At 50.5% G+C, this 25,304-nt stretch carries 28 protein-coding genes and 1 tRNA gene; 23 read left to right on the forward strand and 6 right to left on the reverse strand.

Going from position 1 to position 25,304, the window contains the following annotated elements:
- Window positions 1-32: 32 nt before the first annotated feature.
- From nifU to FGS84_RS09780, 5 genes are all read left to right on the forward strand, one after another.
- Complete coding sequence (gene nifU / locus FGS84_RS09760; protein ID WP_138307941.1) at window positions 33-470, forward strand: Fe-S cluster assembly scaffold protein NifU; 438 nt, start codon at window positions 33-35, stop codon at window positions 468-470.
- A complete protein-coding gene (gene mnmA, locus FGS84_RS09765) occupies window positions 467-1,546 on the forward strand; it encodes a tRNA 2-thiouridine(34) synthase MnmA (protein WP_138307943.1) in 1,080 nt (359 codons plus the stop codon). The genes nifU and mnmA overlap by 4 nt, the downstream gene beginning before the upstream one ends.
- 23 nt (window positions 1,547-1,569) lie before the next feature.
- Window positions 1,570-2,838 carry an N-acetylmuramoyl-L-alanine amidase gene (locus tag FGS84_RS09770; RefSeq protein ID WP_347563816.1) on the forward strand — a complete coding sequence of 423 codons (1,269 nt, stop codon included), beginning with the start codon at window positions 1,570-1,572 and terminating at the stop codon, window positions 2,836-2,838.
- Between the two features lie 113 nt (window positions 2,839-2,951).
- On the forward strand, window positions 2,952-3,755 hold the full coding sequence (locus FGS84_RS09775) for a DUF6612 family protein (RefSeq protein ID WP_138307947.1): 804 nt from the start codon (window positions 2,952-2,954) through the stop codon (window positions 3,753-3,755).
- 122 nt (window positions 3,756-3,877) lie between these two features.
- Window positions 3,878-3,966 (forward strand) — tRNA-Ser (locus FGS84_RS09780).
- 150 nt (window positions 3,967-4,116) lie between these two features.
- Here FGS84_RS09780 and FGS84_RS09785 read toward each other — a convergent pair.
- The 4 genes from FGS84_RS09785 to FGS84_RS09800 form a co-directional block, all read right to left on the reverse strand.
- Window positions 4,117-4,296 (reverse strand): hypothetical protein, encoded by a 180-nt coding sequence (locus FGS84_RS09785; protein WP_138307949.1) that lies wholly within the window; start codon window positions 4,294-4,296, stop codon window positions 4,117-4,119.
- Window positions 4,297-4,301: 5 nt separating this feature from the next.
- Window positions 4,302-4,484 (reverse strand): hypothetical protein, encoded by a 183-nt coding sequence (locus tag FGS84_RS09790; RefSeq protein WP_138307951.1) that lies wholly within the window; start codon window positions 4,482-4,484, stop codon window positions 4,302-4,304.
- 64 nt (window positions 4,485-4,548) lie between these two features.
- Window positions 4,549-5,421, reverse strand: coding sequence for a DUF3298 and DUF4163 domain-containing protein (locus FGS84_RS09795; RefSeq protein ID WP_138307954.1), 873 nt, complete (start codon window positions 5,419-5,421; stop codon window positions 4,549-4,551).
- Window positions 5,390-5,941: a sigma-70 family RNA polymerase sigma factor gene (locus FGS84_RS09800; protein ID WP_138307956.1), complete on the reverse strand. Its 552-nt coding sequence runs from the start codon at window positions 5,939-5,941 to the stop codon at window positions 5,390-5,392. Before FGS84_RS09800 ends, FGS84_RS09795 begins: the two co-directional genes overlap by 32 nt.
- Before the next feature lie 189 nt (window positions 5,942-6,130).
- On the opposite strand from FGS84_RS09800, the gene FGS84_RS09805 reads away from it, so the two are divergent.
- Window positions 6,131-7,090: a peptidoglycan recognition family protein gene (locus FGS84_RS09805; protein ID WP_138307958.1), complete on the forward strand. Its 960-nt coding sequence runs from the start codon at window positions 6,131-6,133 to the stop codon at window positions 7,088-7,090.
- Window positions 7,091-7,130: 40 nt separating this feature from the next.
- Here the strand turns inward: FGS84_RS09805 and FGS84_RS09810 are convergent, their stop codons facing one another.
- Window positions 7,131-7,940 (reverse strand): histidinol-phosphatase HisJ family protein, encoded by an 810-nt coding sequence (locus FGS84_RS09810; RefSeq protein ID WP_138307961.1) that lies wholly within the window; start codon window positions 7,938-7,940, stop codon window positions 7,131-7,133.
- A 273-nt stretch (window positions 7,941-8,213) separates the two neighbouring features.
- Between FGS84_RS09810 and gap the strand changes: the two genes are divergently transcribed.
- From gap to gpmI, 4 genes are all read left to right on the forward strand, one after another.
- Complete coding sequence (gene gap / locus FGS84_RS09815; RefSeq protein WP_002569449.1) at window positions 8,214-9,245, forward strand: type I glyceraldehyde-3-phosphate dehydrogenase; 1,032 nt, start codon at window positions 8,214-8,216, stop codon at window positions 9,243-9,245.
- A gap of 149 nt (window positions 9,246-9,394) precedes the next feature.
- Window positions 9,395-10,609 (forward strand): phosphoglycerate kinase, encoded by a 1,215-nt coding sequence (locus FGS84_RS09820; RefSeq protein ID WP_138307963.1) that lies wholly within the window; start codon window positions 9,395-9,397, stop codon window positions 10,607-10,609.
- A gap of 32 nt (window positions 10,610-10,641) precedes the next feature.
- On the forward strand, window positions 10,642-11,394 hold the full coding sequence (tpiA, locus tag FGS84_RS09825) for a triose-phosphate isomerase (RefSeq protein ID WP_138307965.1): 753 nt from the start codon (window positions 10,642-10,644) through the stop codon (window positions 11,392-11,394).
- Window positions 11,395-11,655: 261 nt separating this feature from the next.
- Complete coding sequence (gene gpmI / locus FGS84_RS09830) at window positions 11,656-13,197, forward strand: 2,3-bisphosphoglycerate-independent phosphoglycerate mutase (RefSeq protein WP_138307967.1); 1,542 nt, start codon at window positions 11,656-11,658, stop codon at window positions 13,195-13,197.
- 86 nt (window positions 13,198-13,283) lie between these two features.
- Here the strand turns inward: gpmI and FGS84_RS09835 are convergent, their stop codons facing one another.
- Window positions 13,284-14,672 carry a cation:proton antiporter gene (locus tag FGS84_RS09835; protein WP_138307968.1) on the reverse strand — a complete coding sequence of 463 codons (1,389 nt, stop codon included), beginning with the start codon at window positions 14,670-14,672 and terminating at the stop codon, window positions 13,284-13,286.
- A 125-nt stretch (window positions 14,673-14,797) separates the two neighbouring features.
- On the opposite strand from FGS84_RS09835, the gene FGS84_RS09840 reads away from it, so the two are divergent.
- The 13 genes from FGS84_RS09840 (at window position 14,798) to FGS84_RS09905 (ending at window position 25,289) form a co-directional block, all read left to right on the forward strand.
- A complete protein-coding gene (locus FGS84_RS09840; RefSeq protein WP_138307969.1) occupies window positions 14,798-15,691 on the forward strand; it encodes a LysR family transcriptional regulator in 894 nt (297 codons plus the stop codon).
- A 95-nt stretch (window positions 15,692-15,786) separates the two neighbouring features.
- Entirely contained in the window at window positions 15,787-17,355 is a 1,569-nt protein-coding gene (locus tag FGS84_RS09845) for an ABC transporter ATP-binding protein (RefSeq protein WP_347563817.1), read from the forward strand.
- Window positions 17,356-17,900: 545 nt separating this feature from the next.
- Window positions 17,901-18,446: a hypothetical protein gene (locus tag FGS84_RS09855; protein ID WP_138307970.1), complete on the forward strand. Its 546-nt coding sequence runs from the start codon at window positions 17,901-17,903 to the stop codon at window positions 18,444-18,446.
- A 125-nt stretch (window positions 18,447-18,571) separates the two neighbouring features.
- Entirely contained in the window at window positions 18,572-18,868 is a 297-nt protein-coding gene (locus FGS84_RS09860) for a hypothetical protein (RefSeq protein WP_243129936.1), read from the forward strand.
- A gap of 63 nt (window positions 18,869-18,931) precedes the next feature.
- Entirely contained in the window at window positions 18,932-19,138 is a 207-nt protein-coding gene (locus FGS84_RS09865) for a hypothetical protein (RefSeq protein ID WP_002595335.1), read from the forward strand.
- 152 nt (window positions 19,139-19,290) lie between these two features.
- A complete protein-coding gene (locus tag FGS84_RS09870; protein ID WP_243129937.1) occupies window positions 19,291-19,986 on the forward strand; it encodes a hypothetical protein in 696 nt (231 codons plus the stop codon).
- Complete coding sequence (locus FGS84_RS09875; RefSeq protein WP_138307971.1) at window positions 19,968-21,596, forward strand: antirestriction protein ArdA; 1,629 nt, start codon at window positions 19,968-19,970, stop codon at window positions 21,594-21,596. Before FGS84_RS09870 ends, FGS84_RS09875 begins: the two co-directional genes overlap by 19 nt.
- Window positions 21,597-22,784, forward strand: a complete 1,188-nt coding sequence (locus tag FGS84_RS09880; RefSeq protein ID WP_002595338.1) for an antirestriction protein ArdA — start codon at window positions 21,597-21,599, stop codon at window positions 22,782-22,784.
- Window positions 22,785-22,805: 21 nt separating this feature from the next.
- The gene (locus FGS84_RS09885) at window positions 22,806-23,174 is read left to right on the forward strand and encodes an LPD28 domain-containing protein (protein WP_138307972.1); all 369 of its coding nucleotides are present in this window, start codon (window positions 22,806-22,808) and stop codon (window positions 23,172-23,174) included.
- A 38-nt stretch (window positions 23,175-23,212) separates the two neighbouring features.
- Entirely contained in the window at window positions 23,213-24,193 is a 981-nt protein-coding gene (locus FGS84_RS09890) for a DNA adenine methylase (RefSeq protein ID WP_080633549.1), read from the forward strand.
- Window positions 24,190-24,450, forward strand: coding sequence for a hypothetical protein (locus FGS84_RS09895; RefSeq protein ID WP_002595341.1), 261 nt, complete (start codon window positions 24,190-24,192; stop codon window positions 24,448-24,450). Before FGS84_RS09890 ends, FGS84_RS09895 begins: the two co-directional genes overlap by 4 nt.
- Window positions 24,407-24,721, forward strand: coding sequence for an AbrB family transcriptional regulator (locus tag FGS84_RS09900; RefSeq protein ID WP_051077490.1), 315 nt, complete (start codon window positions 24,407-24,409; stop codon window positions 24,719-24,721). Before FGS84_RS09895 ends, FGS84_RS09900 begins: the two co-directional genes overlap by 44 nt.
- A gap of 4 nt (window positions 24,722-24,725) precedes the next feature.
- Window positions 24,726-25,289 (forward strand): hypothetical protein, encoded by a 564-nt coding sequence (locus FGS84_RS09905; RefSeq protein WP_138307973.1) that lies wholly within the window; start codon window positions 24,726-24,728, stop codon window positions 25,287-25,289.
- The last annotated feature ends 15 nt before the right edge of the window (window positions 25,290-25,304 follow it).

Raw genomic sequence — 25,304 nt, forward strand, 5'->3', positions numbered from 1 at the left:
GATAAGCTTAGAAGCATACCAGGAGGAAATAGATGTACACAGAAAAAGTAATGGACCATTTTGAGCACCCGAGAAATGTGGGTGAAATTGAGAACCCCAGCGGAATGGGGACAGTGGGAAATCCTAAATGCGGCGATATCATGAGGATTTACCTGGATATAGATGACAGCCAGGTTATCCGTGATGTAAAATTTAAAACCTTTGGCTGCGGAGCGGCCGTGGCAACCAGCAGCATGGCAACAGAGCTGGTAAAGGGAAAGACCGTACAGGAGGCCATGGCAGTAACCAACAAAGCTGTGATGGAAGCACTTGACGGACTGCCTCCTGTTAAGGTACACTGTTCTCTGTTGGCAGAGGAAGCAATCCATGCTGCCCTCTGGGATTATGCACAGAAAAACGGTATTACCATTGAGGGCCTGGAAAAGCCCAAGGATAATATTGAGGAAGAGGAAGAAGAGGAGAACTATTGAGCAAGAAAGTAGTGGTAGGCATGTCAGGAGGAGTTGACTCCTCCGTGGCAGCCTGGCTGTTAAAAGAGCAGGGTTACGATGTGATTGGCGTGACCATGCAGATATGGCAGGATGAGGATACTGAGGTCCAGGAGGCAGAGGGCGGCTGCTGCGGTTTAAGCGCAGTGGATGACGCCAGAAGGGTTGCCATGGACCTGGGTATCCCTTATTATGTGATGAATTTCAAGGAAGAGTTCCGCAAAAATGTAATGGATTACTTTGTGGGCGAGTATGCGGAGGGAAGGACGCCTAATCCCTGTATTGCCTGTAACCGCTATGTGAAGTGGGAGTCCCTGCTGAGGCGGAGCATGGCCATTGGAGCTGATTACATTGCCACAGGGCATTATGCACAGATAGACAGACTGCCGGGAGGCCGTTATTCCCTTAAGACCTCAGTGACCGCATCAAAGGACCAGACTTACGCCCTTTACAATCTGACCCAGGACCAGCTGTCCCATACCCTGATGCCTGTGGGCAGCTACCACAAGGAGGAGATACGGGACATGGCGGAGCGCCTGGGGCTTCCGGTGGCCCATAAACCGGACAGCCAGGAAATCTGCTTTATCCCGGACCATGATTATGCGTCGTTCATTGAGGAATACACCGGCAGGGAGCTGCCGCCGGGCAACTTCGTGGACCTGGACGGCAATGTGCTGGGTCGCCACAGAGGCATCACCCACTATACGGTGGGACAGAGAAAGGGGCTGAACCTTTCCATGGGCCGCCCTGTGTTTGTGGTGGAAATACGCCCTGATACAAATGAAGTAGTCATCGGTGACAACAATGATGTATTTACAAATGTGCTCCGCTGCGATAAACTGAACTGGATGGCAGTTGACGGACTTCATGGTAAATCCATGGAGGTAACAGCCAAAATCAGATACAGCCACAAGGGAAGTCCCTGCACCATCCGTGAAATCGGGGAGGGCATGGTGGAATGCCGGTTCCATGAGCCGGTCAGAGCCGTGACACCGGGACAGGCCGTGGTATTTTATGACGGGGATTATGTGGCAGGCGGAGGTACCATAATAAGATGAGACAAACAGCAGGCAGGAACAGCATGTTACGTAAAAAAAGACAGGTAAAGGGTCTGGCAGCCATTGGTCTGGCAGGAATCATGGCAGCCAGCCTGGGTCTGGCCGGATGCGGCAAGTATGAGTCCAGCAGTGAGATGAAGGCCAGAATGGAGTCAGACAGCGGAGCGGTTTCCCAAATCCAGGACAGTCCGGCTGTCCGCGGTGAGTCCGGCGCACCGGATGAAAGAAGTAAGGCTGAGACCATTAAGCTGGATACAGAACGCACCACGGCGCCCATGCCCCAGTTTGAGGATACGGCGGACACGGTTTATGTGAAATCACCGGACGGCGGCAGCGTACGCATACGCTCTGCCTGCGATACAGGGGATGATTCCAACATTCTTACATATGCAAGCCCGGGGACCGGACTGAAGCGCACCGGCAAGGGCGAACAGTGGACCAGAATCGACTATAACGGAACGCCGGGCTATATATCGTCGGAATTTATAACCACCCAGGTGCCTGAGACCACGGCAGCGGCTCCACGGGTGTGCGTGGACAGCGGGGAGATAACTCTGAATCCATCGTGGAAATACGCGGAATTTTCCAAAATCAATTCAGGCGCAGCCGTACTGTACCGTTCCGAGGCAGCAAGCCCCAAGGGCATTACGGTTTGCGTCAATGCAGGCCATGGAACCAAGGGCGGTTCTTCCGTCAAGACCCTGTGCCATCCCGACGGCACGCCGAAGGTAACCGGAGGCACCACCGGGGCAGGGGCAACCTCTGCGGTAGCTGTGTCAGGCGGCATGACCTTTGCAGACGGAACCGCTGAGAGCAGGGTGACGCTGTCCATGGCAAACATACTGAAGGAAAAGCTTCTGGCAACAGGATATGATGTGCTGATGATTCGGGAGAGCGACGATGTCCAGTTGGATAATATAGCCAGGACCGTCATTGCAAATAACGCAAGCGACTGCCACATTGCCCTTCACTGGGATTCCACCACCAATAACAAGGGAGCCTTCTATATGAGTGTTCCCAATGTGGAATCCTACCGGAATATGGAGCCTGTAAAATCCCACTGGCAGCAGCACAACGCCCTGGGGGAAAGCCTGGTGGCCGGGCTTAAGGGGGCTGGGGTCAAGATATTCTCCGGCGGCTCCATGGCCATGGATTTGACCCAGACATCCTTTTCCACGGTTCCGTCCGTGGATATAGAGCTGGGAGATAAGGCGTCTGACCATTCTGCGGCCACGCTGAATACACTGGCGGACGGCCTGGTGGCCGGGGTAAACCAGTATTTTGGGCAGTAAACTGAAAACTGTAAATGTAAGGAAAATGTAATTCCTTCCGCATTTACAAATAAAACCCCATGCGTTACAATGAACATAACACCAAAGTTTTGTTCAAGATAAGGAGGGATTAAATGAGATTAATGAAACGCCTGCTGGCAGTGGTTCTGGGAGCAGCCCTGTTATGTCCCATGACCGCTTATGCGGCTCAGTCACAGGAGGCATTGGAGCTGTATAAGGCAGTGGAAGCCAGGAACCAGAACATGACGGATATGAACGCCTTCTACGATTTCAAGATTAAAATGACAGGCAGCTTACTTGAAAATGAAGGCGTGGGTCCCCTGGACATGAGGCTGGAGATGAATATGAAGATGAATCATATGCAGGACCCCAGCCAGCTGCGCTATATGGCCTATTGCCGTATGACGGTTCCGGACAGCGAGCCCATTACCTATTCCATGTATTATATGGACGGCTACACCTATATGGATATGCTGGGACAGAAGGTGAAGTATCCCATGGCTATGGGCGACATGATGAATCAGGCCATGGCGTCATCCAATGCCTTTGATGTACCGGAGGATTTAATTGGAGATTTCAACCTGTGGGATGAGGGCGAGAACAAGGTCATCGGCTATACCATTAACGATGCCAGGATGAACGAGTACATGCAGATGGTGCTTGGCTCTACCGGATTGTCAGGCATGCTGGACGGACTTGATATGAAGCTTCACAATATCCGCGGCGAGTACGTGGTTAACCCGGCCGGGGACTGCATTAAGATGCGTCTTAAGATGGATATGGATATGACCATGCAGGGCGAGACCTTCAGCGTGAATCTGGACGGCGATGTTGGAATCGCAGACCCGGGCCAGCCCGTGGATGTTCCGGCTCCAAACCCGGCAGAGTATACCGAGATGCAGGCACCGGCAAATTAGCCGGAATTAGAGGCTGTTTTTAAGATAGTTTGAAACTGTGCTGAAAATGTCTAAAAAATTAACGCCAACTACTACACAAAACACGGATTTTAGTGTATAATGCAGTAGTTGGTATTTTTTATGGAGGAGTACCCAAGTGGCTGAAGGGTCTGGCTTCGAACACCAGTAGGTCGGTAGCACCGGCGCGAGGGTTCAAATCCCTCCTCCTCCGTTTTGCAGACAGTACAGTCCGCGGGGACTGTGCCATAATAGGAACACATACCGGCGCAATGCCCGGAAGGGCCGTATTCACGGCTTTCCGGGCATTGCGCTTTTTGGCTGTCACTGCTGCCAGGCATACAAAAAATGCAGCCCTGGTTCATCAGGACTGCATGCGGTTTTCAGGAAATTCCTGAGGGAAATCATGTGTGGCGTTGTCGCCGCAGGGTAAATCAATTTCAGGAATGTCCCCATCCCCATAGGTGCTGCTGTTTCTGCCTGGAAGCTCCAGAGGGCCCTGTCTGTCAGGCTCCTGCCTTCCCGGTACCTGTATACCTTCCATGTGCCTCATCCCTCCGTAAACATATTTTCCACGTAGTTGCGCATTTCCTCATGACTTTTTATGCTTCTGGCCCTGTTTACCACCTGTTCCTGTTCCGGCGTGGAAAGACCGGAAAAACGGCTCATGGCTTCCGGGTTCATGGCCAGTTCCATGGTAAAGCCAATGGGAAGTTCATCTCTCTCTATCATCTTCATCACCTCATGGTTAGTATGGAAGGCGGGGATGGAAAATATGCATGGACGGATTCAGTATTTAAAACGTACCTGTGACAGAACCGGGAATGGTAAACTGTACAGCGCCCATGTAACCCGGCGCAACATCATATTCATTAAATGTAATCACAAGTTCGCCGTTTTCATTGAAGTAATAGCTCTCGTCGCCTGTCAGTCCTTTGAAATCCTCATCCGGCATATCGGATTGGTAGAAATACGCAACAGACTCATCCTGTGCCATCTGTTCCGCCATCTGGCTCTTTATATTGGCGCTGATGGCATCCAGCATTTCCGGCCGGCCGCTGAACAGGTCTTTTAAGGAAATGACATTGCCGGTGGCCTTATCTATGGTGAATACCTTGACGAACTGGGCCCCGCTGGCCATGGTAAGAGTGGTGTCAATGCGGATGGACAGGTATTTGCTGTTGTCCGTTACCACCTCGTAGCGGGAATCCAGACCATAGTGTCCTTCGCCGTTGTCCTTGGACAGTTCTTCCTCGTACATGGCAATGAGTTCATTGCCATATTCCTCAATGGACTTGTTTGCAGGAACCTGGGCGCCTTCGGTTCCTTCAATGGTTACCTGGGGAACCTTGATATCAGCCTCAAAATTATCCTTTTTATCTTCATAGGTGCGGAAAGTCACTACCTTTGCAATGGAGCCAATGACCGGAATCTGTTCCATTGCATTGGCCAGGGCCGGTGTGGAATTGGCCAGTACGGTTATGGCAATCATGGCAGCAGCAGCAGCCCCGCCTGTCTTTTTAGCAAATTTCATGATAATCACGCCTTTCTGTTCTTTTTTTGCCTGGGCAATGCCCGCAAGCATGCGTTCCTTTGCTTCCTTTGGAACCGGTATGCTTTCATATTCTGATTTCAACTTATCCATCTGTCTGCTTTCTTCCTGTTTCATGAGCATGGCTCCTTTCTGAAAAATGGTTCTGGTTACCGCCTGACGGCACCGGCTCCAGTTCCAGTCTTAACCGTTTCAGGGTGCGGTAAAGCCTGGCCTTTACCGTGTTGAGATTTTCACCTACTATGACAGCAATGTCTTCTAATTTAAGGTCCTCAAAATACCGCAGTATGATGACGGTCCTGCTTTTTTCATCCAGCTGGTTTATCATCTGTTTTAAATCCAGGTCCTGGTAATAATCCTCTGTCGGAGTTTCCGGCATTTCTTCTGTGGGGGTTTCTTTCTTTTTCCTGCGCAGCATATCCAGGCTGGTGTTGACTACGATTCGGTATATCCATGTGGAAAGGTAGTCTTTATTTCTGACCCCTTTGCAGTCCTTGATTGCCCGGTAGGCGCTTTCCTGGACCACATCCAGGGCATCATCTTTGTTACGCATTAATTTAAATGCAAGGCGGTAGTATCGTTCATAATTTTCCGTAAGGAGACGTTCTGTTTCCGCCGTATGGTTGTGGAAGCCCATGTATCTGCATCCTCCTTTCATATCCTTCTGACTGTTAGACGTCTGAGGCAATGATAAAGTTGCATCTATTTTAAGATTTTACAGATTGATTCATAAAATGCAACATCCATTGTGTTTTAAGCTGAAAAATGTTATATTGTTCATGTGACAGAATCAGTGAGACAGGAACAATGAGAGGTGTACAAAAGCATGAGAGAGGAACGTACCAAGGATATAGATGGGATGAATGATTACGAAGACATCCGGCAGGTACCGCTGGAGCCGGACAGGCCCTTGGCAGGCCGGCAGAATCCTCCTGTGGGGGATTCCTACATAGGGGGCAGACCCAGGCGCGACCGGGTTTCCAGGAGGAAACCCGGTATGGGAGACAGGGAGCCCCAGGCCCGGAAACCTGCTGCCAGGACAGGGCAGGAGAAAACAGACAACAGAAGACAGGAGGACCGTCCCCGAAAAACGAAAAAAACAGGGGATGCAGGTTCAGGAGAACGCCGGAAAGGTTCTAAAAAAGGCGTGCCCGTCCTGGCGCTTTTGTTGGTGCTGGTGCTGGGCATAGGGGCCGGTCTGGGCGGAGGCTATTACCTTTGGGGCTGGGAGCGGCCCTATACCGTGGATTTGAAAGCAGTGGAAGTGCCGGATTACGTGGAACAGGATTTCATAAGAAAGAACATTTTTTCCAGGCCGGATGTGGGGCGTCAGAAGGTGGATAAAATTGTCATACACTATGTGGCCAACCCCGGCTCCACAGCCAAGAATAACAGGGACTATTTCGACAGCCTGGCGGACCAGGACCCGCAAAAGAGCGGTTCTTCTGCCAGCAGCCATTTCGTGGTGGGCCTGGAAGGCGAGGTCATCCAGTGCATTCCGGTAAGCGAAATTGCCTACGCCAACGCCCCCCTGAACAACACCACGGTTGCCATCGAGGTGTGCCATCCGGATGACAGCGGAAAGTTCAATGATGCCACATATAAATCCGTGGTGGATTTGACAGCCTTCCTGTGCAGGCAGCTGAAGCTGACCCCGAAGGACGTCATACGCCATTACGATGTTAATGGAAAGCTCTGTCCTAAATATTATGTGGAAAACGAAGATGCCTGGGAACAGTTTCTGAAGGATGTGAAGGCAGCTATGAAGACAGAAAGTGCTGGATGAGATTATGGGGAGGGGGCAGGAAAACCCGCCCCCGTCATTACTAAAGCAAAACAAATTCCGGTTTCCTGCCATGATACACAGTAAAATATTTGAAGCCGCAGTCCAGCAGCAGTTCCCGGCAGGTGTCAAAGGCATAGCCTACGTACTCCGGCGTATGGGCGTCGGAGCCGATGGTAATCATCTCGCCTCCCAGTTCCCGGTAGCGGATGAGAATCTCCCGGCAGGGATTTGGCTGGCCCAGGCCGTACTTAAAACCGCCTGTGTTGCATTCCAGGGATTTGCCGTTTTCAATGAGAATCATTAACAGGGGGTCAATCCACCGGCTCAGGTGCTGGTAGTCATAAAAGTCATTCTGGTGGGGGGCGTAGCGCACCGCATAATCCAGATGGCCGAAGGAATCAAAGGTGTGGCACAGGTTCCTGACGCGCATCAGGGAGGCTTCAAAGAAGTCCTCAAAGCCGGGCACCTCTCCCCGCTTATTCCAGTATTCCGGGTCGTACGGGTCCATGCTCTTCACAAAGTGGCTGGAACCGATGATGAAATCAAAGGAATCACCATAACGCTTTACAAAGTGCTCCAGATATTCCTTAAGATGGTCCTGCAGCCCCAGTTCAATTCCAATGTTGATGCGGATGCGGTCCCTGTACTCTGCCTGGAGCATGCGCAGGGATGTAAGGTAGGTTGGAATATCCAGAATAAAATCGCAGTCGCAGAATCCGGAGTCGTAGTCGTGATGGTCGGTGATGCACATCTCCTTCATGCCAAGTTCTATGGCCTTCTCAATCTGCAGACCTATAGGGGTGTTGGAGTCACCGGAAAATTCAGTGTGCAGATGGCAGTCGTATATCATTGGAGCTTCTCCTTTGCTTCTATAGTAATGACTTTTTTACGAAAATAAGAGCATTTTTATACATAACAGCATTTTCATACGCATTTCATAACAACATTATAGCAGAAAATACCCGAATGGCAAGATTCCAGTATTTTCTTAGTATAAAAAGGTCAAATATCCGTAAAAATAAAAAAAGGACTTGCCAATTCATTAGAAATTGATTACAATAGAGAGAGGTTGATTAATATTTAACAATAATATATTTTTTAACAAACTAGGAGGAATTGAATCATGGCAGTAAAAGTAGCGATTAATGGATTTGGACGTATTGGACGTCTGGCTTTCCGTCAGATGTTCGGAGCAGAAGGTTACGATGTAGTAGCTATCAATGACTTAACCGATCCTAAGATGTTAGCTCATCTGTTAAAGTATGATACAGCACAGGGCGGATATGCCGGCGTTTATGGCCAGGGACTGCACACTGTTGAGGCTGGAGAGGATTCCATCACTGTAGACGGCAAGAAGATTACCATTTACAAGGAACCAAAGGCTGCTGACCTTCCATGGGGCGAAATCGGGGTAGATGTTGTTCTGGAGTGTACAGGTTTCTACTGCTCTAAGGACAAGGCTCAGGCTCACATCGAAGCTGGCGCTAAGAAAGTTGTTATCTCTGCTCCGGCAGGCAATGACCTTCCTACTATTGTATATAGTGTAAACGAGAATGTACTGACAGCTGATGACAAGATTATCTCTGCTGCTTCTTGTACAACAAACTGCCTGGCTCCTATGGCTAAGGCACTGAATGATTATGCTCCTATCCAGAGCGGTATCATGTCCACCATCCACGCCTACACAGGCGACCAGATGATTCTGGACGGACCACACAGAAAAGGCGATTTAAGAAGAGCAAGAGCCGGCGCAGCCAACATCGTTCCTAACTCCACCGGTGCTGCTAAGGCTATCGGCCTGGTTATCCCAGAGCTGAACGGCAAGTTAATCGGTTCCGCACAGCGTGTACCTGTACCAACCGGTTCCACCACAATCTTAACAGCTGTTGTTAAGAAGGCTGGCGTTACAAAGGAAGACATCAATGCCGCTATGAAGGCAGCTGCCAGCGAGTCCTTTGGATACAACGAGGATGCGATTGTATCTTCTGACGTTATCGGTATGAGATATGGTTCTCTGTTTGATGCAACACAGACCATGGTAGCTCAGATTGCGGATGACCTGTACGAGGTTCAGGTTGTTTCATGGTATGACAATGAGAACTCCTACACAAGCCAGATGGTAAGGACAATCAAGTACTTTGCTGAGTTAGGCTAATTGTGACAACAGGACAGTGATTTTTAAGTAGACTCATGAAGGGTCCGGTCGTTTGGGCCGGGCCCTTTGTTACATGCAATGGTCCGCCGGCCCTGCCTGCGGGCGATTGTTTGCCAAAAGTAAGAATGACTCTGAAAGGGGATTTGACGATGTTAAACAAGAAAACAGTTGATGATTTAAAAGATTTACAGGGCAAAAAAGTACTGGTACGCTGCGATTTCAACGTTCCGTTAAAGGAGGGCGTTATCCAGAACTATAACCGTATCGATGGAGCCATCCCTACCATCAAGAAGCTGCTTGACCAGGGCGCTAAGGTTATCCTGTGTTCCCATTTGGGAAAACCAAAGGGCGAGCCTGTTCCGGAGATGAGCCTTGCGCCGGTTGCTCCTGCTCTCAGCGAGAGACTGGGCGTAGAGGTTAAGTTTGTGGACGATGCCAAGGTAACAGGACCTGAGACACAGAAGGTTGCTGCCGGCTTAAAGGACGGGGAGGTTCTGCTGCTCCAGAATACACGCTACAGAATTGAAGAGACTAAATTCAAAGACGGCGATGCTGCCAGCGAGGCGTATGCAAAAGAACTGGCTGACCTGTGCGACGGCATTTTTGTAAACGACGCGTTCGGTACTGCCCACAGGGCGCACTGCTCCAACGTAGGTGTTACCAGATTCACCAAGGAGAATGTGGTTGGCTATCTGATGGAGAAGGAAATCAAGTTCTTAGGCCAGGCCGTAGAGAACCCGGTTCGTCCGTTCGTTGCCATCCTGGGAGGCGCCAAGGTTTCCGACAAGATTAATGTAATCAACAACCTGCTTGACAAGGTTGACACCCTGATAATCGGCGGCGGCATGGCTTATACCTTTGCAAAGGCACAGGGCCAGGAAATCGGCAACTCCTTATGCGAGGCGGATAAACTGGATTATGCTCTGGAGATGATTAAGAAGGCAGAGGAGAAGGGCGTTAAGCTGCTGCTTCCTGTTGACCATGTGGAAGGAAAGGAATTCTCCAACGAAACAGAGCATAAAGTAGTGGATGTAATTGATGCAGGCTGGTCAGGATTTGACATTGGGCCTAAGACCATTGCTCTCTATAAGGATGCATTACAGGGTGCCAGGACAGTTGTGTGGAACGGACCTATGGGCGTGTTCGAGTTCTCCAACTTCGCAGAAGGCACACTGGAAGTCTGCCGTGCTGTTGCCGGCCTGGCAGATGCCACCACTGTAATCGGCGGCGGTGATTCCGTTAATGCTGTGAAGAGACTGGGCTTTGCTGATAAGATGACCCATATCTCCACTGGCGGCGGCGCTTCCCTGGAATTCCTGGAAGGCAAGGAACTGCCGGGCGTGGCTGCAGCTGACAATAAATAGTGATTGTGCGTGAAAGGGAGAGGTAAAATACAATGGCAAGAAAGAAAATTATAGCAGGCAACTGGAAGATGAACATGACTCCGTCAGAGGCAGTTGCCCTGGTTAACGAGTTAAAACCATTGGTAGTGAATGAGGATGTGGATGTGGTATTCTGTGTACCTGCCATTGACATCATTCCTGCTATGGATGCAGCTAAGGGCTCTAATATCTGCATCGGAGCTGAGAACATGTACTATGAGGAGAAGGGCGCTTATACAGGTGAGATTTCTCCCGGCATGCTGGTAGATGCCGGTGTTAAGTACGTAATCATCGGCCATTCTGAGAGACGCGAGTACTTTGCTGAGACAGATGAGACTGTGAACAAGAAGGTGCTGAAGGCATTTGAGCACGGCATAACTCCAATTGTATGCTGCGGCGAGACACTGACCCAGAGGGAGCAGGGAATCACCATTGACTGGATTCGCCAGCAGATTAAGATTGCATTCCTGAATGTGACGGCTGACCAGGCTAAGACTGCAGTCATTGCTTATGAGCCAATCTGGGCAATCGGCACAGGCAAGGTAGCTACCACAGAGCAGGCTGAGGAAGTCTGCGCAGCGATTCGTACATGCATTGGTGAGATTTACGATGAGGCTACAGCTGAGGCAATCCGTATCCAGTACGGCGGCTCTGTATCCGCATCCTCCGCTCCGGAGCTTTTCGCACAGCCGGATATTGACGGCGGACTGGTAGGCGGAGCCTCCTTAAAGCCTGACTTTGGCAAAATTGTAAATTACAACAAGTAACAGCGGAATGTGTGCCCTGCCCCTGACGGAGCGTGTCCCATAGCGGGATTCACGTTCTTCAGAGCGTATTTGAAAAATTACTGTGGCCGTCTGGCCGCCCCAATTTGCGGCCTGCCGAGACCCGATTTCGTCAGCGCAGCCCAGCTGCGCATCCTCAATCGGGCCTCAGTACCCCGCAAGCTGGAGCCGCCGGCCGGCCACAAGCATTTTTTAAATCTGCTCCAAGGCGGCAGGGCATTTAAAACAGAAGGAGATTGAACAATGATTAAAAAACCAACCGTATTAATGATTCTGGACGGCTACGGGCTAAATGATAACTGCGACCATAATGCTGTATGTGAGGGCAGGACTCCGGTTATGGACCAGCTTATGAGCCAGTGCCCCTTTGTAAAGGGAGAGGCCAGCGGCATGGCAGTGGGTCTTCCGGAAGGACAGATGGGCAACTCTGAGGTGGGCCATCTGAACATGGGAGCAGGCCGTATTGTGTACCAGGAGCTGACCAGAATCACAAAATCCATTCAGGACGGGGATTTTTTTGATATTCCGGAGTTTCTCTCAGCAGTTGAGAACTGCAGGAAGAATGATTCCGCCCTTCATATGTTCGGACTGGTGTCTGACGGCGGCGTACACAGCCACAACACCCATATCTACGGCCTGCTGGAGCTGGCTAAAAAGAACGGCTTAAAGAAGGTATATGTACACTGCTTCCTGGACGGCCGCGATACGCCTCCTGAATCAGGAAAAGGCTTTGTGGAGCAGCTGGAAGCAAAGATGAAAGAGATTGGCGTAGGCGAGGTGGCCTCTGTCATGGGACGCTACTATGCCATGGACCGTGATAAGAGATGGGACCGCGTGGAGCTGGCATACAATGCCCTCACAAAGGGCGAGGGCAATCAGGCAGACAGTGCTCCGGCAGGCATTCAGGCTTCTTATGACAACGGCAAGGCGGATGAGTTTGTGATTCCTTTTGTGGTGGTGAAGGACGGTAAGCCTGTGGCCACCATCCAGGATAAGGATTCCGTGATATTCTACAACTTCCGTCCGGACCGTGCAAGGGAGATTACCCGCGCATTCTGCGACGACAGTTTTGACGGTTTCCCAAGGGAGAAAAGACTGGACCTGGTGTATGTATGCTTTACGGATTACGATGAAACCATCCAGAACAAGCTGGTTGCATTTAAGAAGGAGAGCATTACCAACACCTTCGGCCAGTTCCTGGCAGCACACAAAAAGACCCAGGTAAGGATTGCAGAGACAGAGAAATATGCTCATGTGACCTTCTTCTTTAACGGCGGCGTGGAAGAGCCAAACGAGGGCGAAGACCGCATCCTGGTTCCCTCTCCAAAGGAAGTTGCCACTTATGATTTAAAGCCGGAGATGAGTGCAATGGGCGTTTGCGACAAACTGGTGGAGGCCATTAAGTCCGGCAAATATGACGTTATCATCATCAACTTTGCCAACCCGGACATGGTAGGCCACACCGGTGTGGAGGATGCTGCCATCAAGGCTATCGAGACTGTGGATACCTGCGTGGGCCGTGCAGTGGAGGCCATCAGGGAAGTGGACGGCGTCATGTTCATCTGTGCAGACCACGGCAATGCGGAGCAGCTGGTGGATTATGAGACCGGCGAGCCGTTTACCGCCCATACCACCAACCCGGTTCCATTTATCCTGGTGAATGCAGACCCATCCTGCAAGCTGCGTGAAGGCGGCGCCCTGTGCGATATCGTGCCTACCCTCATTGAGCTTATGGGAATGGAGCAGCCTAAGGAAATGACCGGCAAATCACTGTTGGTTAAATAAGCATAAAAATGATAAAGCCAGTTCCGGATGTCCGGAGCTGGCCTTTTTAGTGAGAGGGCTGCGGCAAGGGGGAATGACTGTAAAAACTAGACTACCGCATGTCTCGGATGAATGTGCTGAGCTGATACAGTTCCGTCCGTTTCCTGGCTGTCGTCCGCCGGATTTTTATGAATGACATTAATCTCCCGGACATCCGCCTTTACCTTTGAGGCGGCTGCATTATCCATCACAGCTGTATTGCCGGCAGATGTTTTATCCACGGATGATTTGGATACAGCCGCTTTCCCCGGAACACTTCCGGATAATTTGATGGAAGCCTTTGCACAGGCAGGCCCTACCATTTCATACAGAAGACCGCTGGACAGAATGATGGTGGACAGTAGCTGGCCGCTCTCAGCAGGAAGCATACGCTGTCCCAGCACAGCCAGGCCAATGGATACACCGGCCTGGGGAATCAGCGCCAGGCCAAAGTAACGGCGGATTTCCGGTGAGGCGTGGGTAACCGCGGCGCCCAGAGCGGAACCCGTGTATTTTCCTGCAATGCGGACCAGGAAGTAAACAACACCAATGATTCCTGCGGCTGCCAGGCTGGGGATGGAAAGCCTCATGCCGGAGAGCACGAAAAACATTACCAGAAGGGGCGGCGTGAACTGGTTCAGCTGTTTAAACAGGTGTTTATTGCCGCTGGCATTGATATAGGCAGTGCCGGAGGCCATACAGGCCAGCAGGGGAGATACATTGAGGGAGGTGCAGATACCGGCCACGCCCATGATGGTGACGCAGGCCAGGACCAGGCTGTGGTCCTTGCTGCGGCGTTTGTGTATCAGCCTGCTGAGCACCACGCCGGACAATCCGCCCAGAACCAGGGCTAAAAGGTTAAAGAGCACCGGAAAAGCAATCTGGGAAAACGTCACCGAACCGTTTCCTGAACTGGCCTGGACAAAGGCGGCGCACACGCTGAAGGCAATCAGTGACACCGCATCGTCCAGGGCAACAACCTGGAGAATGGTATCCACAAACGGTCCCCTGGCCTTGTACTGGCGGATGGTCATGATGGTGGAAGCAGGGGCAGTTGCACAGCCGATGGCGCCTAACAGCAGGCTGAAGGACAAAGATAACCCCATAACCAGCATGACTGCTGTTATGAAGACGCCTGCGGTCAGGGATTCAAACAGGGTGAGAATAACCATGTTCTTTCCGTTGGCTTTTAAGGATGACAGTTTAAAATATTTACCTACTCCGAACGCGATGAATGCCAGGGCAAGGTCCGTGATAAAATCCATCTGTTCAATATATTGTGAAGGGACAAGGTTCAGGCACCAGGGCCCGATGATGACTCCCGCAATGATATAACCAGTGACATTGGGTAAATGAAGGCGTTTTGTGATTCGTGTCAACAGAAAGCCGGATGCCAGCATGACTGCTATGGACAATATGATTCCTGCTGCTCCCAGGTTTGATAAAAATAGTGCCATAATCAACACTCCTTTCTGCGTTTCTTTTTTGTTTTGCTTGATTATAGTAGTGTTTGGTGATAAAATCAAATGATATTATTTGATTGGGATATAAAAAATATTTATATACGAAGGGGGACGGGCCTGTGTTCGACATGAAAGTAAAGACCCTTTTGGCTGTAATTGAGGCCGGAAGCTATACAAAGGCAGCCCAGAAGCTGAATCTGACACAGCCTGCGGTGAGTCATCAGATTCGCCTGCTGGAAAATGAGTTCGACATAAAAATATTTTATAAGAGTAAAAACAAACTGAAGCTGACCCCCCAGGGAAAGATACTGGTGCAGTACGCCCGCAGGGCGGCTGCCGTCTATTCCAATGCCTGTCAGGCCATTGCGGACAGCAAGACGGAGACCAGCCACCTGAATGTAGGCATCACGCCTACGGCGGGAGAGACCATCATTCCCCAGGTCCTGGCTACCCTCTGCAACGAGAATCCGGATATACATATAAATATTTGTGTCAATACCATTCAAAAAATTTATAGCCGCCTGAAGGCATATGAATTGGATTTTGCCGTGGTGGAGGGCGGGGTGCCGGATACGGCCCTGGTGTCCACCACTTTGGACACGGATTACCTGTGTCTGGCTGTCTCACCCATGCACCGTCTGGCCAGGGCCAAGACCGTGTCCGTGGAGGAGATACGCCATGAAAAGCTGATTCTGCGCAGCCGAAGCGCAGGCACCAGGCAGCTGTTTGAGAAGCACCTGGGAGCCAGGGACATGAGTCTGGCTGAGTTTAACGTTATGATGGAGCTGGATAATGTGTCCATGATTAAGGAGTTAGTAACCATGGATTTGGGAATCACCATCATTGCCAAAAGCGCATGCCGCGAGGAACTGGCCAGCGGCCGTCTGGCTATTATACCCATTGAGAATTCTTCCATGGTGCGCCAGATTGACATGGTATATCAGAAGGATTTCCTCCATCCGGAGCTTATCCAGAATATCCGCGCTATTTATGAACAGTTAAAGGCAAAGTGACGGTAAGTATGAAATATCCCTTCCATTTTTAAGGGAAATAGGATAAAATGGAAGTTGGCTTTTAATTGATATAACATATGATAGGAGTATGAATTGTGTCTGGAAAAAAAGGTATGAAAACCAAGAAACTTTTGAAAAGCTTTCTTCCCTATTATGGGAGGTATAAGAAGATTCTGATATTTGATTTACTCTGCGCAGCGCTGACCACGCTGGGAGAGCTGATTCTTCCCCTGATGCTGCGCTATATCACCAACCAGGGAATGCAGGATTTGGCCTCCATGACAGCCGGAATCGTGATTCGAATCGGCGGTCTGTATCTGGTGCTGCGGCTGATTGATTCCCTGGCAGCCTACTATATGGCTTACACAGGCCATGTTATGGGCGTATACATTGAGACAGACATGCGCCAGGATGCCTTTGAGCATCTGCAGATGCTGTCCGACAGCTATTACAGCAACACAAAGGTGGGACAGATTATGTCGCGTATCACCAGTGATTTGTTTGACGTAACGGAATTTGCCCACCACTGCCCGGAGGAGTTTTTTATAGCGGCCTTAAAGACCGTGGTTTCCTTCATCATTTTGTCCGGCATCAATCTGGAACTGACCCTGCTTATATTTGTGCTGGTTCCAATTATGATTATTTCCTGTACCTGGTTTAATATGAAAGTAAAGGAGGCATTCCGCAGGCAGCGCAACCAGATTGGTGAGCTTAATGCCCAGATTGAGGATACTTTACTGGGCAACCGTGTGGTCAGGGCTTTTGCCAATGAGCCGGTGGAGATTGCCAAGTTCGGCAAGGGCAATAGGGATTTCATGGATATCAAGAAGTACACCTACCGTTACATGGCTGCGTTCCAGATTACCACCAGGTCTTTTGACGGACTGATGTATGTGGTGGTGATTGTGGCAGGAGGTATTTTCATGATTCAGGGCAAGGTGGCGCCGGGAGATTTGGTGGCCTATACCATGTATGTAACCACCCTTCTCACTACCATCCGCAGAATCATAGAGTTTGCGGAGCAGTTCCAGCGGGGCATTACAGGTATTGAGCGTTTCCAGGAAATCATGGATGTGGTGCCTGATATTAAGGACAGCAAAAATGCAAAGAAGATGGAGCATGTAAAGGGCGCTATTTCATTTAACCATGTAAGCTTTGAGTATCCGGATGACCATGTGCCGGTATTGGAGGATATTAACATCACAGTGAAGCCGGGAGAGCGGATTGCCCTGGTAGGACCTTCCGGAGGCGGCAAGACCACCATGTGCAACCTTCTGCCCAGGTTTTATGACACCACCTCAGGCAGCATCACCATAGACGGGCAGGATATAAAGGACGTGACACTGCAGAGCCTGCGTTCCAACATTGGTGTGGTACAGCAGGATGTATATCTGTTCTCCGGTTCTGTCTATGAGAACATCAGCTATGGGCGTCCGGGCGCCACCAGGGAAGAGGTTATGGAAGCTGCCAGACTGGCAGGAGCCCACGAATTCATCACAGAGCTTCAGGACGGATATGACACGTATGTAGGCGAACGCGGAGTCAAGCTGTCCGGAGGACAGAAACAGCGCATCAGCATTGCCCGCGTATTCCTTAAGAACCCGGCCATTCTTATTCTGGACGTAAAATGGAGTAAGGATTTTTTATGTGTATCATGTGCATAGCGTTAAAAAGTGAGGGAAATAGAAACTGCATACACAGATAGAAAGGTAAAGTGTGTATAGCGTTGACATAGATTAGGATTGCAACTGGTGACTGGGGATGACCTGGAGGCCAGTTTTTTATTGTCCATTTTTAATGGAAAGCCATCACTTGTTTGTTGGTTATTGGGATAGCTTTTGCGAAAGAAAAAGGTATAATGCTGTACTGACAATCAAAGAAGAAGGAATGAGGAAACGATGCCATTACAGAAACCAAGGTCTGGGACAGCCAGAGAGAAAAGAAATTGTTGGTCGAGAGGGAACGGACCATACAGCTACAGGGGAGAACTGAAACATGGTCTTTCCCTGAACAGACGGTATCTGAACAGGAAGGTCCGCCGTTACACCGGAGATGCGTTGAAAGGGAATCAATACCGGAAAATATGCAAGACGGTCTATATGGTTGATTTTACTTAACCGTGAGCCATGCTCTTATGTTTGAGGAGCATGGCTTTTAAGTCAGATTGTCATAATGCAGTTGGCAATTGATAGAAGGAGGCTTGGGACAAATGAAAAAGGAAATCTATTCTGTGAAATGTCCGAAACGGGTTCAATTTGGCGATCCGCTGTATTTTGAAGAATACAAGGGGAAGAAGTTGGCCAGTCTGGTAGCGGACTGTAAACCACCGCGCAACTTTGTGGCAAAGGTTGTTTTAACGGAAGAACCAGTAAAGGGATACCCGGATGAGATGTCCTGCACTATGACGCTTTACATGGCGCCGAAGGAAACAATCGACACCTACGTGGACGGCTGTATGTACAAAGGTCAGGATGTTACGGAAAAAGAAATCGGAGTGGATACCGCAAAATACCTGTTCAATGTGGACGGACGCTATGAGGAAATTCATACAGGCGCGGATGGCTATTGGGGAAATTACATGGAGCTTTCCCGTGGACAGGGTACGAACCGGATTCTGGATGCGATGACGGTATCTGTGTGCATGCCGGAATTTAAAGATTTTGAAAGCATGAAGCGCCTGACCGGATATTTCTTTTTAGATGCCCGGCTTTTAGCGGCTCCAGACAGCCAGACCACACAGATGAAAATGGAATAAAAGTGAAGAAAAATATTAGATGGAAGTGAGGAATGATGTCGATGAAAGATTATGAGGTAAACACCGCCGTATTATTCCATACCGGTTTTGCTGACGGGGAATGCAATCGCCTGATGTTTGAAGGAATGAAAGAAAAAATAGTCAATGACATCAGGAGCGCATTCGAGAAAGACAGCACACTCTCCCAAAATATCACCAGTAACCTGGATTTTACGTTTTCCGGGTACAAGGTAAAAGTGGAGTATACGTTCTCGTGCCATGACGAAAACGAAGCGGAAGCGGAAAGTTTTTCAAATTACTGTCTGCAGAATATCCGGGAAGGATTGCAGGAAAAGGGATACACCATGGAAAAAGTTACCTGCGAGGCAGGCGAGATGGATATGGCGTGGCTGGATCGGCTGGAAACTATGTGGTTTGGATAAAGCCCGCCAGGATTCGGCTGTGAGCAAAATGGACATGAATACTACATCAGGGAGGCTGATACAATGATGCATTATGAACGCGTGAGAACCGATTTATCACAGGCAGAAAAGACAATAAAAACAGCACTGAGATTCACGATTGATTCGGAAACAGAAAAAGCGGCATTGGAGGAAGCGCTGGGGCTGGTTCAGCAGGCAAAGGAAAAATGTCGGATGGTTCAGGAAGAATCCATGCAGGCGTTGTTTACACGGGGCATGAAAATGCAGTAGATGATGAAATTGTAAATGAATAAAAAAGAGAAATAAGTAAGACCGATTATGTTCTTCATGTGAGAATATGACCGGTCTTTTTTGTTTTTAAAGCGATTGAAGATGAACACTTATTTTGAGAGAAAGGACTGAGAACCATGACTGCAAAATTTATGGCCAGTACACCATATGCCAATACCGAGTTTGAGATGCAGATGATTCCTGGCTTCACACCCCGCAGAAGCGGAATGACGGTGAGCCGCTTTGAATACAGCGTTTGTGGCGATGACGGTAGCTGCTGCTCACAGCAAGGCAGAAAGAAAAAAGATACAAACCCTGCTGGCTGCGTCTGCCTGCGTGAACGGCTTGTGACGGGCTGTGTCCCCTTTCATGAGCTGTTGGGCGTACTTACCGCAGAGGTACGGGAACGCCCCTTTGTGAGCCGCGTGTCGCGCCTGTCGGCCAGACCACGGACGTTATTCTCTGACCGCAGGCATTTCCGATGCTTTGAACGACAGTGGAAGGAACGTACAAAGATGCAGGATGAGTCTGCGTGGTGCGCCGCCCTGTACCTTCTGACCGCAGATATGTTCCTCTGGAGCAAAGCCGAGGCGGCGGTGCGTCCGGATTTGATTGATTTTTCATCCATCCATATTCACGGTGTGGATCTGGACGGCTATGTTTTGTTTCATACAGCAAAAGACTTATACAAAGGAACCAAACACATCAGCCTTTCGGAACTGACCGATCCGGAGCTGGTGAGTGATGAAGCCTTCTGGCTGATTATCACCGCGTTCCTGATCCGGCGCTATGGCCCGGCTGTCATTTTGAAGGAAACGGAGGGTAAAGAATGCTTGAAATCTATTTAACCGATGGCGAAGATCAGGGCGTGTGGTTAAAGCTGCCATCCTCATCCGCTGAACTTGGCGAAGCCTATGCCAAGCTGGAGGAAGCGAAGGAATACCCGAAAATAGAAATCCATGATGTAAAGTCCCCCGTAGATGGTCTGGCGGACTTTTTGACAGGGAAACCAGCCACATACCACAGTCTGGAGGAACTCGATTTCCTCGCCAGACGGATGGAGGGCATGACGGAACAGGAGCGGGAAATCTTCGGAGCCGCTGTGCAGATTGAAAAGCCGTATACCCTGATGGAACTTGTGAACCTGTCCTGCAACCTGAATAAATTTGCGTTTTATCCGGATGTCCGGACAGAGGCAGAGCTGGGGAAATATCTGATTCAGAAGGATTATGACCAGATACCGGAAGAACTCGCCGCCGCTTTGGATTATGAGGTATTTGGCCGGACGTATGCGGAAAATCACGCCGGACAATTCACACAATCAGGCTATGCCTTCAGAACCGGCGAGGCGCTGGAGCCGCTCTATGATGGAAAATGCCTGCCTGATCCAAATTATGAGAAAAACAGTCTGCTGAAGGTGTCCTGTTACAAGGATAAAAAAGTGGATTCATTCTATCTGCCTGTGCCGGATATGAGACTGGATTATTTAAGGAATAAACTTAGAATATCCAGTCTGGAGGACTTCCGGCAATTTCATGTTCTGGATGAGCTGGAGGGGCTGAAGGAACGTCTGCCCTGTGGCAGTTCCATACCGGAACTGAATCGTTTTGCCGCAGCGCTGAATATGAAATTAGATGGTACAAGAACGCAGCAAAAAACACTATTTGCAGCACTGGAAGCGGAAGCCCCCAGCACAATGGAAAGAGCGATTCAGATTGTGGAGACTCTGGGTGATTACCGGATTGTCATGGAACCGAAGGAGTTTAAAGAACCGGCGGACTTCGCTCATAGAGAGCTGGAGATCAGTGACAGTTACTATGTTGATAAATTCACAGCAAAGTTTTTGAATTTTACCTCCCTTGGAAAAGCCATGATGAAGGAAGAAGGAGCCATACAGACAACCTGTGGGGTGGTGGTAAATGAGCGGAGTACGATACAGCCGCTTCCGGAGGAATTGTCCTCCTTTAAGCTGTTCAGCCCTCTGGCCGCGAACCTGTTTACCAGACATGAATGGGGGTACTCTGACCAGCCACAGGAAATAGATGCCTATGATTTATGTGAGTACGAGAAATTGCTGCGGGATTTCCTGAAGAAGGAGTCGCTGGAATATGAAGGGGAACGGGTGCTTGCCCCTTATCTGAGAAATAAGCTGCTGGAGCGGAAGGTTTACTCCATGACTCCCGCGGTCGAGGAATGGGACGGAAAGCTGTGGGGAGTTTTGGACGTGCAGGCGTATGGGAAACTGTCGGAGGGAGAATTGGAGGGCCTAAAGGAAGAATGGGAGGGACAATGCAGCGACGGGTTCGGGGAAGGATTTGCACAGCAACCGATTGAAGTGGACAACGGTGAGATGTATGTGTGCTTTTGGCAGCCCGGAAACAATTTTGTGATACAAACAGAGCAGGAATTGAAATCCGGCCAGTCACAGGGATTTGGGATGAGAATGGGAGGGATGTAGATGCAGGTGACTATCACGGCAGACCAGCACCGGGGTCAGCGCGGCTACCACGGCGCGGATTTGGAACTGCCAGCCAGCCGGTATGCGATAGACGATGCCCTGCAGCGCGCCCATGTGCCGGAGGGCGGCGGCTATGAGCTGCATGGCTTCAGAGGCTTTCCCAGTTTTGTCAGATCCGCCCTGATTCTATCGGGCAGTAAAACGCTGGAGGAATTAAATCTGCTGGCGGTTAAGGCAGGCCGGATGAATGAAACGCAGCTTGGAGCCTATGAAGGGATTCTGAAACTCCGGCAGGACGCCGATATCGACCACCCCATGAGCATGAAGGAACTGATCAATGCCGCCTACAACGTGGATAGTTTTGAGTTTCATCCCGGCGTCACCAATGATTATGATCTCGGCGCAATCTGTATGCAGAATGAAATGCTGGATTTGATTCAAGACCTGCCTGACGAGGTGTTCGACCTGCTGGATGAGGAAAAGGTCGGCCAGGCACTCCGCCGTAATGATCAGGGTACTTTTACCTCGCAGGGTTATGTGTACCGCAGCTCGAAGGATTGGCAGGAGGTCTATGACGGCGTTCATCTGCCGGAACAGCCGGACGGTCACAGCGGTCTGATTTCCCTGCGGCTGGAAAGCGTGGATAACGCTCCGGTTACGGACAGCGGCGTGTGGCTGGAATTACCCGCCGATGAGCAGGCCATGCGGTTGGCGCTTGCTTCACTTGGAGAAAGTACCTTTGACACCTGTGTGATTGCCGAGGCAGAGAGCATCCTCCCCTCCCTGAAATACCAGCTTGCAGGTGATGAGGACATTGGCAGGCTGAACACGTTAGCAGGGAGGATGCAGGCGTTTCCGGACAGGCGGACACTGGTGAAATATAAGGCTGTGCTGGAGCTGGAGGTCTGCAATGACCTCGATATGCAGTTGGATATTGCGGAGAATCTGGACTGTTATGATTACGATCCCATTATCCTCTCCCTGGAAGCCTATGCGGAATATGTCCTGAAAGAAGCCGATTTCGATGTAAACGATCCGGCATTTTCCGGATTCGATTTTAAAGGTTATGGGGAGCGCTGCCTGCAGGGCAACGGTTTTGTCACCACACCCTACGGCTCCATCGCCCGCAATGAGAAACCCTTTGTGCCGGAGTATACCAGACTGACTCCCGGAATGACCATGCAGTAAAGGCAGAGAAAGGAACATGCAATGGCAGTATTTGACGCGACAAAAGAAGGGTATATGCTGGCGGAGATTGACGGGAAGCCCGTCCTTTTCACCAATATGCGCCTCGACCGTGACACTGTCCCGGAGGGGCTTTTTTGTTATGATGTACGGGATTCTGATGATTTGGACGGCAGCTTTGCCGAGATCAAACGGTCTGTGATGGTCAACCACTGGGGAACCATCCTGTGCCGGGAGCCGTTTCCGTTGGATGAACATGGCGGTTATTATCCGGATGACTGGGGATTTATCGACCGGGATATGAGCCTTACGGAATTTCAGCAGGCAGCGCTGGAACAGCTTGCGGCTGTTATGAAGAAGGAACCTTCCTATTCCGGCATGGAGATGAAATGACAGATAACGACCGCCGCAGGCAAAGGAGGTGATGCGGCATCAACAGCTTTATTAGTTGGGTGGGCGGTAAAAAGGCCCTCCGCAAGTTGATTTATACCATGTTCCCGGCTAAGTTTGACCGTTATATTGAGGTATTCGGCGGCGGTGGCTGGGTGCTGTTCGGGAAGCCGCCCGACCAGAGGTGCATGGAGGTCTACAACGATTACAATTCCAATCTGGCCAACCTGTTCTACTGTGTGAAGAACCGGACGGGATCGCTCCTGCGTGAACTGGGGTTCCTGCCCATCAACAGCCGTGATGAGTTTACCGTAATCCGTAACTTCCTCGACAAACAGGAATTCGACACCCGGTTCTTGAACGAGGAACTGGAGCTGGCCGAGATTTCCCTGCCGCCGCCGGAGTACGAGGAAATAAAAGCGATTCTGCAGGAGAATGCGGAGGTGACGGACGTCAAGCGTGCGGCGGCATTTTTTAAGCTCATCCGTTACAGCTATGGGAGCGGATGTACCTCGTATGGCTGCCAGCCCTTTGATGTGCGGAAATGCTTTGCGGCCATCTGGCAGGCATCCCGCAGGCTTTCGGATACCGTGGTGGAAAACAAAGACTTTGAGGCGCTGATCCGGCAGTATGACCGGGAGAACGCCTTTTTCTATTGCGATCCGCCTTATTATGAAACGGAGGGTCACTATGCCGTGGTGTTCCGGAAAGAGGATCACACACGGCTTAGGGATGCGCTGGCTGTGAGTAAGGGGAAATGGATGGTCAGCTACAACGACTGCGAATTTATCCGGGAACTGTATGCCGGTTATACCATCACAGCCGTCACCCGCATCAACAACCTGGCCCAGCGTTATGACGGGGGCTGTGAATTCCCGGAGGTCATCATCACCAATTACGATCCAAGAGAACAGGAACGGACAGAGCCAAGGCAGCTTCATCTGTTTTCCCTATATGATGAGGACGAGGATGACCGCTATGCGATAGCAGAGCCGACCGGCTCGGAAAGTGAGGCAATATGAATCAGTCAGAAAAGAAAATGACACCGGCACCGCCGGAAGGGAACGTCCTTTCCATCCCGAACATCATGCTGGAAGCGGCGGGGATTCCCAAAGACAGCGACCTGACAGTGGAAACACTCCCTGGTGTCCTGCTAATAGGCCATGAGGAACCGTTTAAGACGGTAACCCATCCCCTGCTTGGACTGCTGGAGGATTTGGGGATTCCGTTTGAAGATGTCAGGCAGGCGCTGGAGGAAGGAGGATATCTTGACAAATAAACCGATTTATAAGTTGGTGGATGGGAAAGGCCGTGTGCTGATTCCCAAGGCATTGCGGGACGCGGCAAAGATGGAATACGGTGACATTGTGCGTCTCGGCCTTGCGGACGGCAGGGTGACGGTGCGCAAGGTGGACATCGTGGAAGCTGGCGACCAGTCCCCGGAAGCCGTGGAAGCCTATGTGCGGGCGGCGTTCAAATCCATGCCGGATGCCACAAGGCTGGAACTGATTGGCGAATTGAGCACTCTGCTCCAGAAAAAGGAGGGATAAACCGATGCGAATCTTTACACATGAGGATTGTGACCAGACCGGCTTTGGATTTTCCCTGAAAAATAAGGTGGTTGTCCTGCCACAGTCTGTGCTGCCCGAAGATCATCCGGGGCAGATTTTCTTTTGCACAGGCGGCAATGGGGCGAATCCCAATCCCATTGGGCGGTCGGTATTTCTGGTTTCCCTGTCCACCGGAGAGCAGTGCCGGTTCCTGCGCGGCGATGTGATGGGGACGCTGAAGCCGGAGCTTCTGCCCGATGAGGCCAAGCTGCAGCTTTCGCAGATCCGCCCATCCGGCGCGTTAGATCTTTCCAGTCATGCGCCGCAATACTCCGGTTACAGTTTTCTGCCCGATGGACGGTATGCTGCGGGCGTCTGGCTGTGCTCCCCGCAGGAGGTCATGGGCTATATGGAAATGCAGAAGCCCTATCAGTACCGGGTGCTGATTTGTGACCGGGATGACTTTGCGGTTATGGAGGTGGTAAAGGGAGAACTGGTTTATCCATCACAGGAAGAACTCGAAGCATTCCGTCAGGGACAAAAAAACGGAGGCATGACCATGACATAAAGGGAGGGAACGGCT

The sequence above is a fragment of the Clostridium sp. 1001271st1 H5 genome (assembly GCF_005845215.1).
Taxonomy (GTDB): domain Bacteria; phylum Bacillota; class Clostridia; order Lachnospirales; family Lachnospiraceae; genus Enterocloster.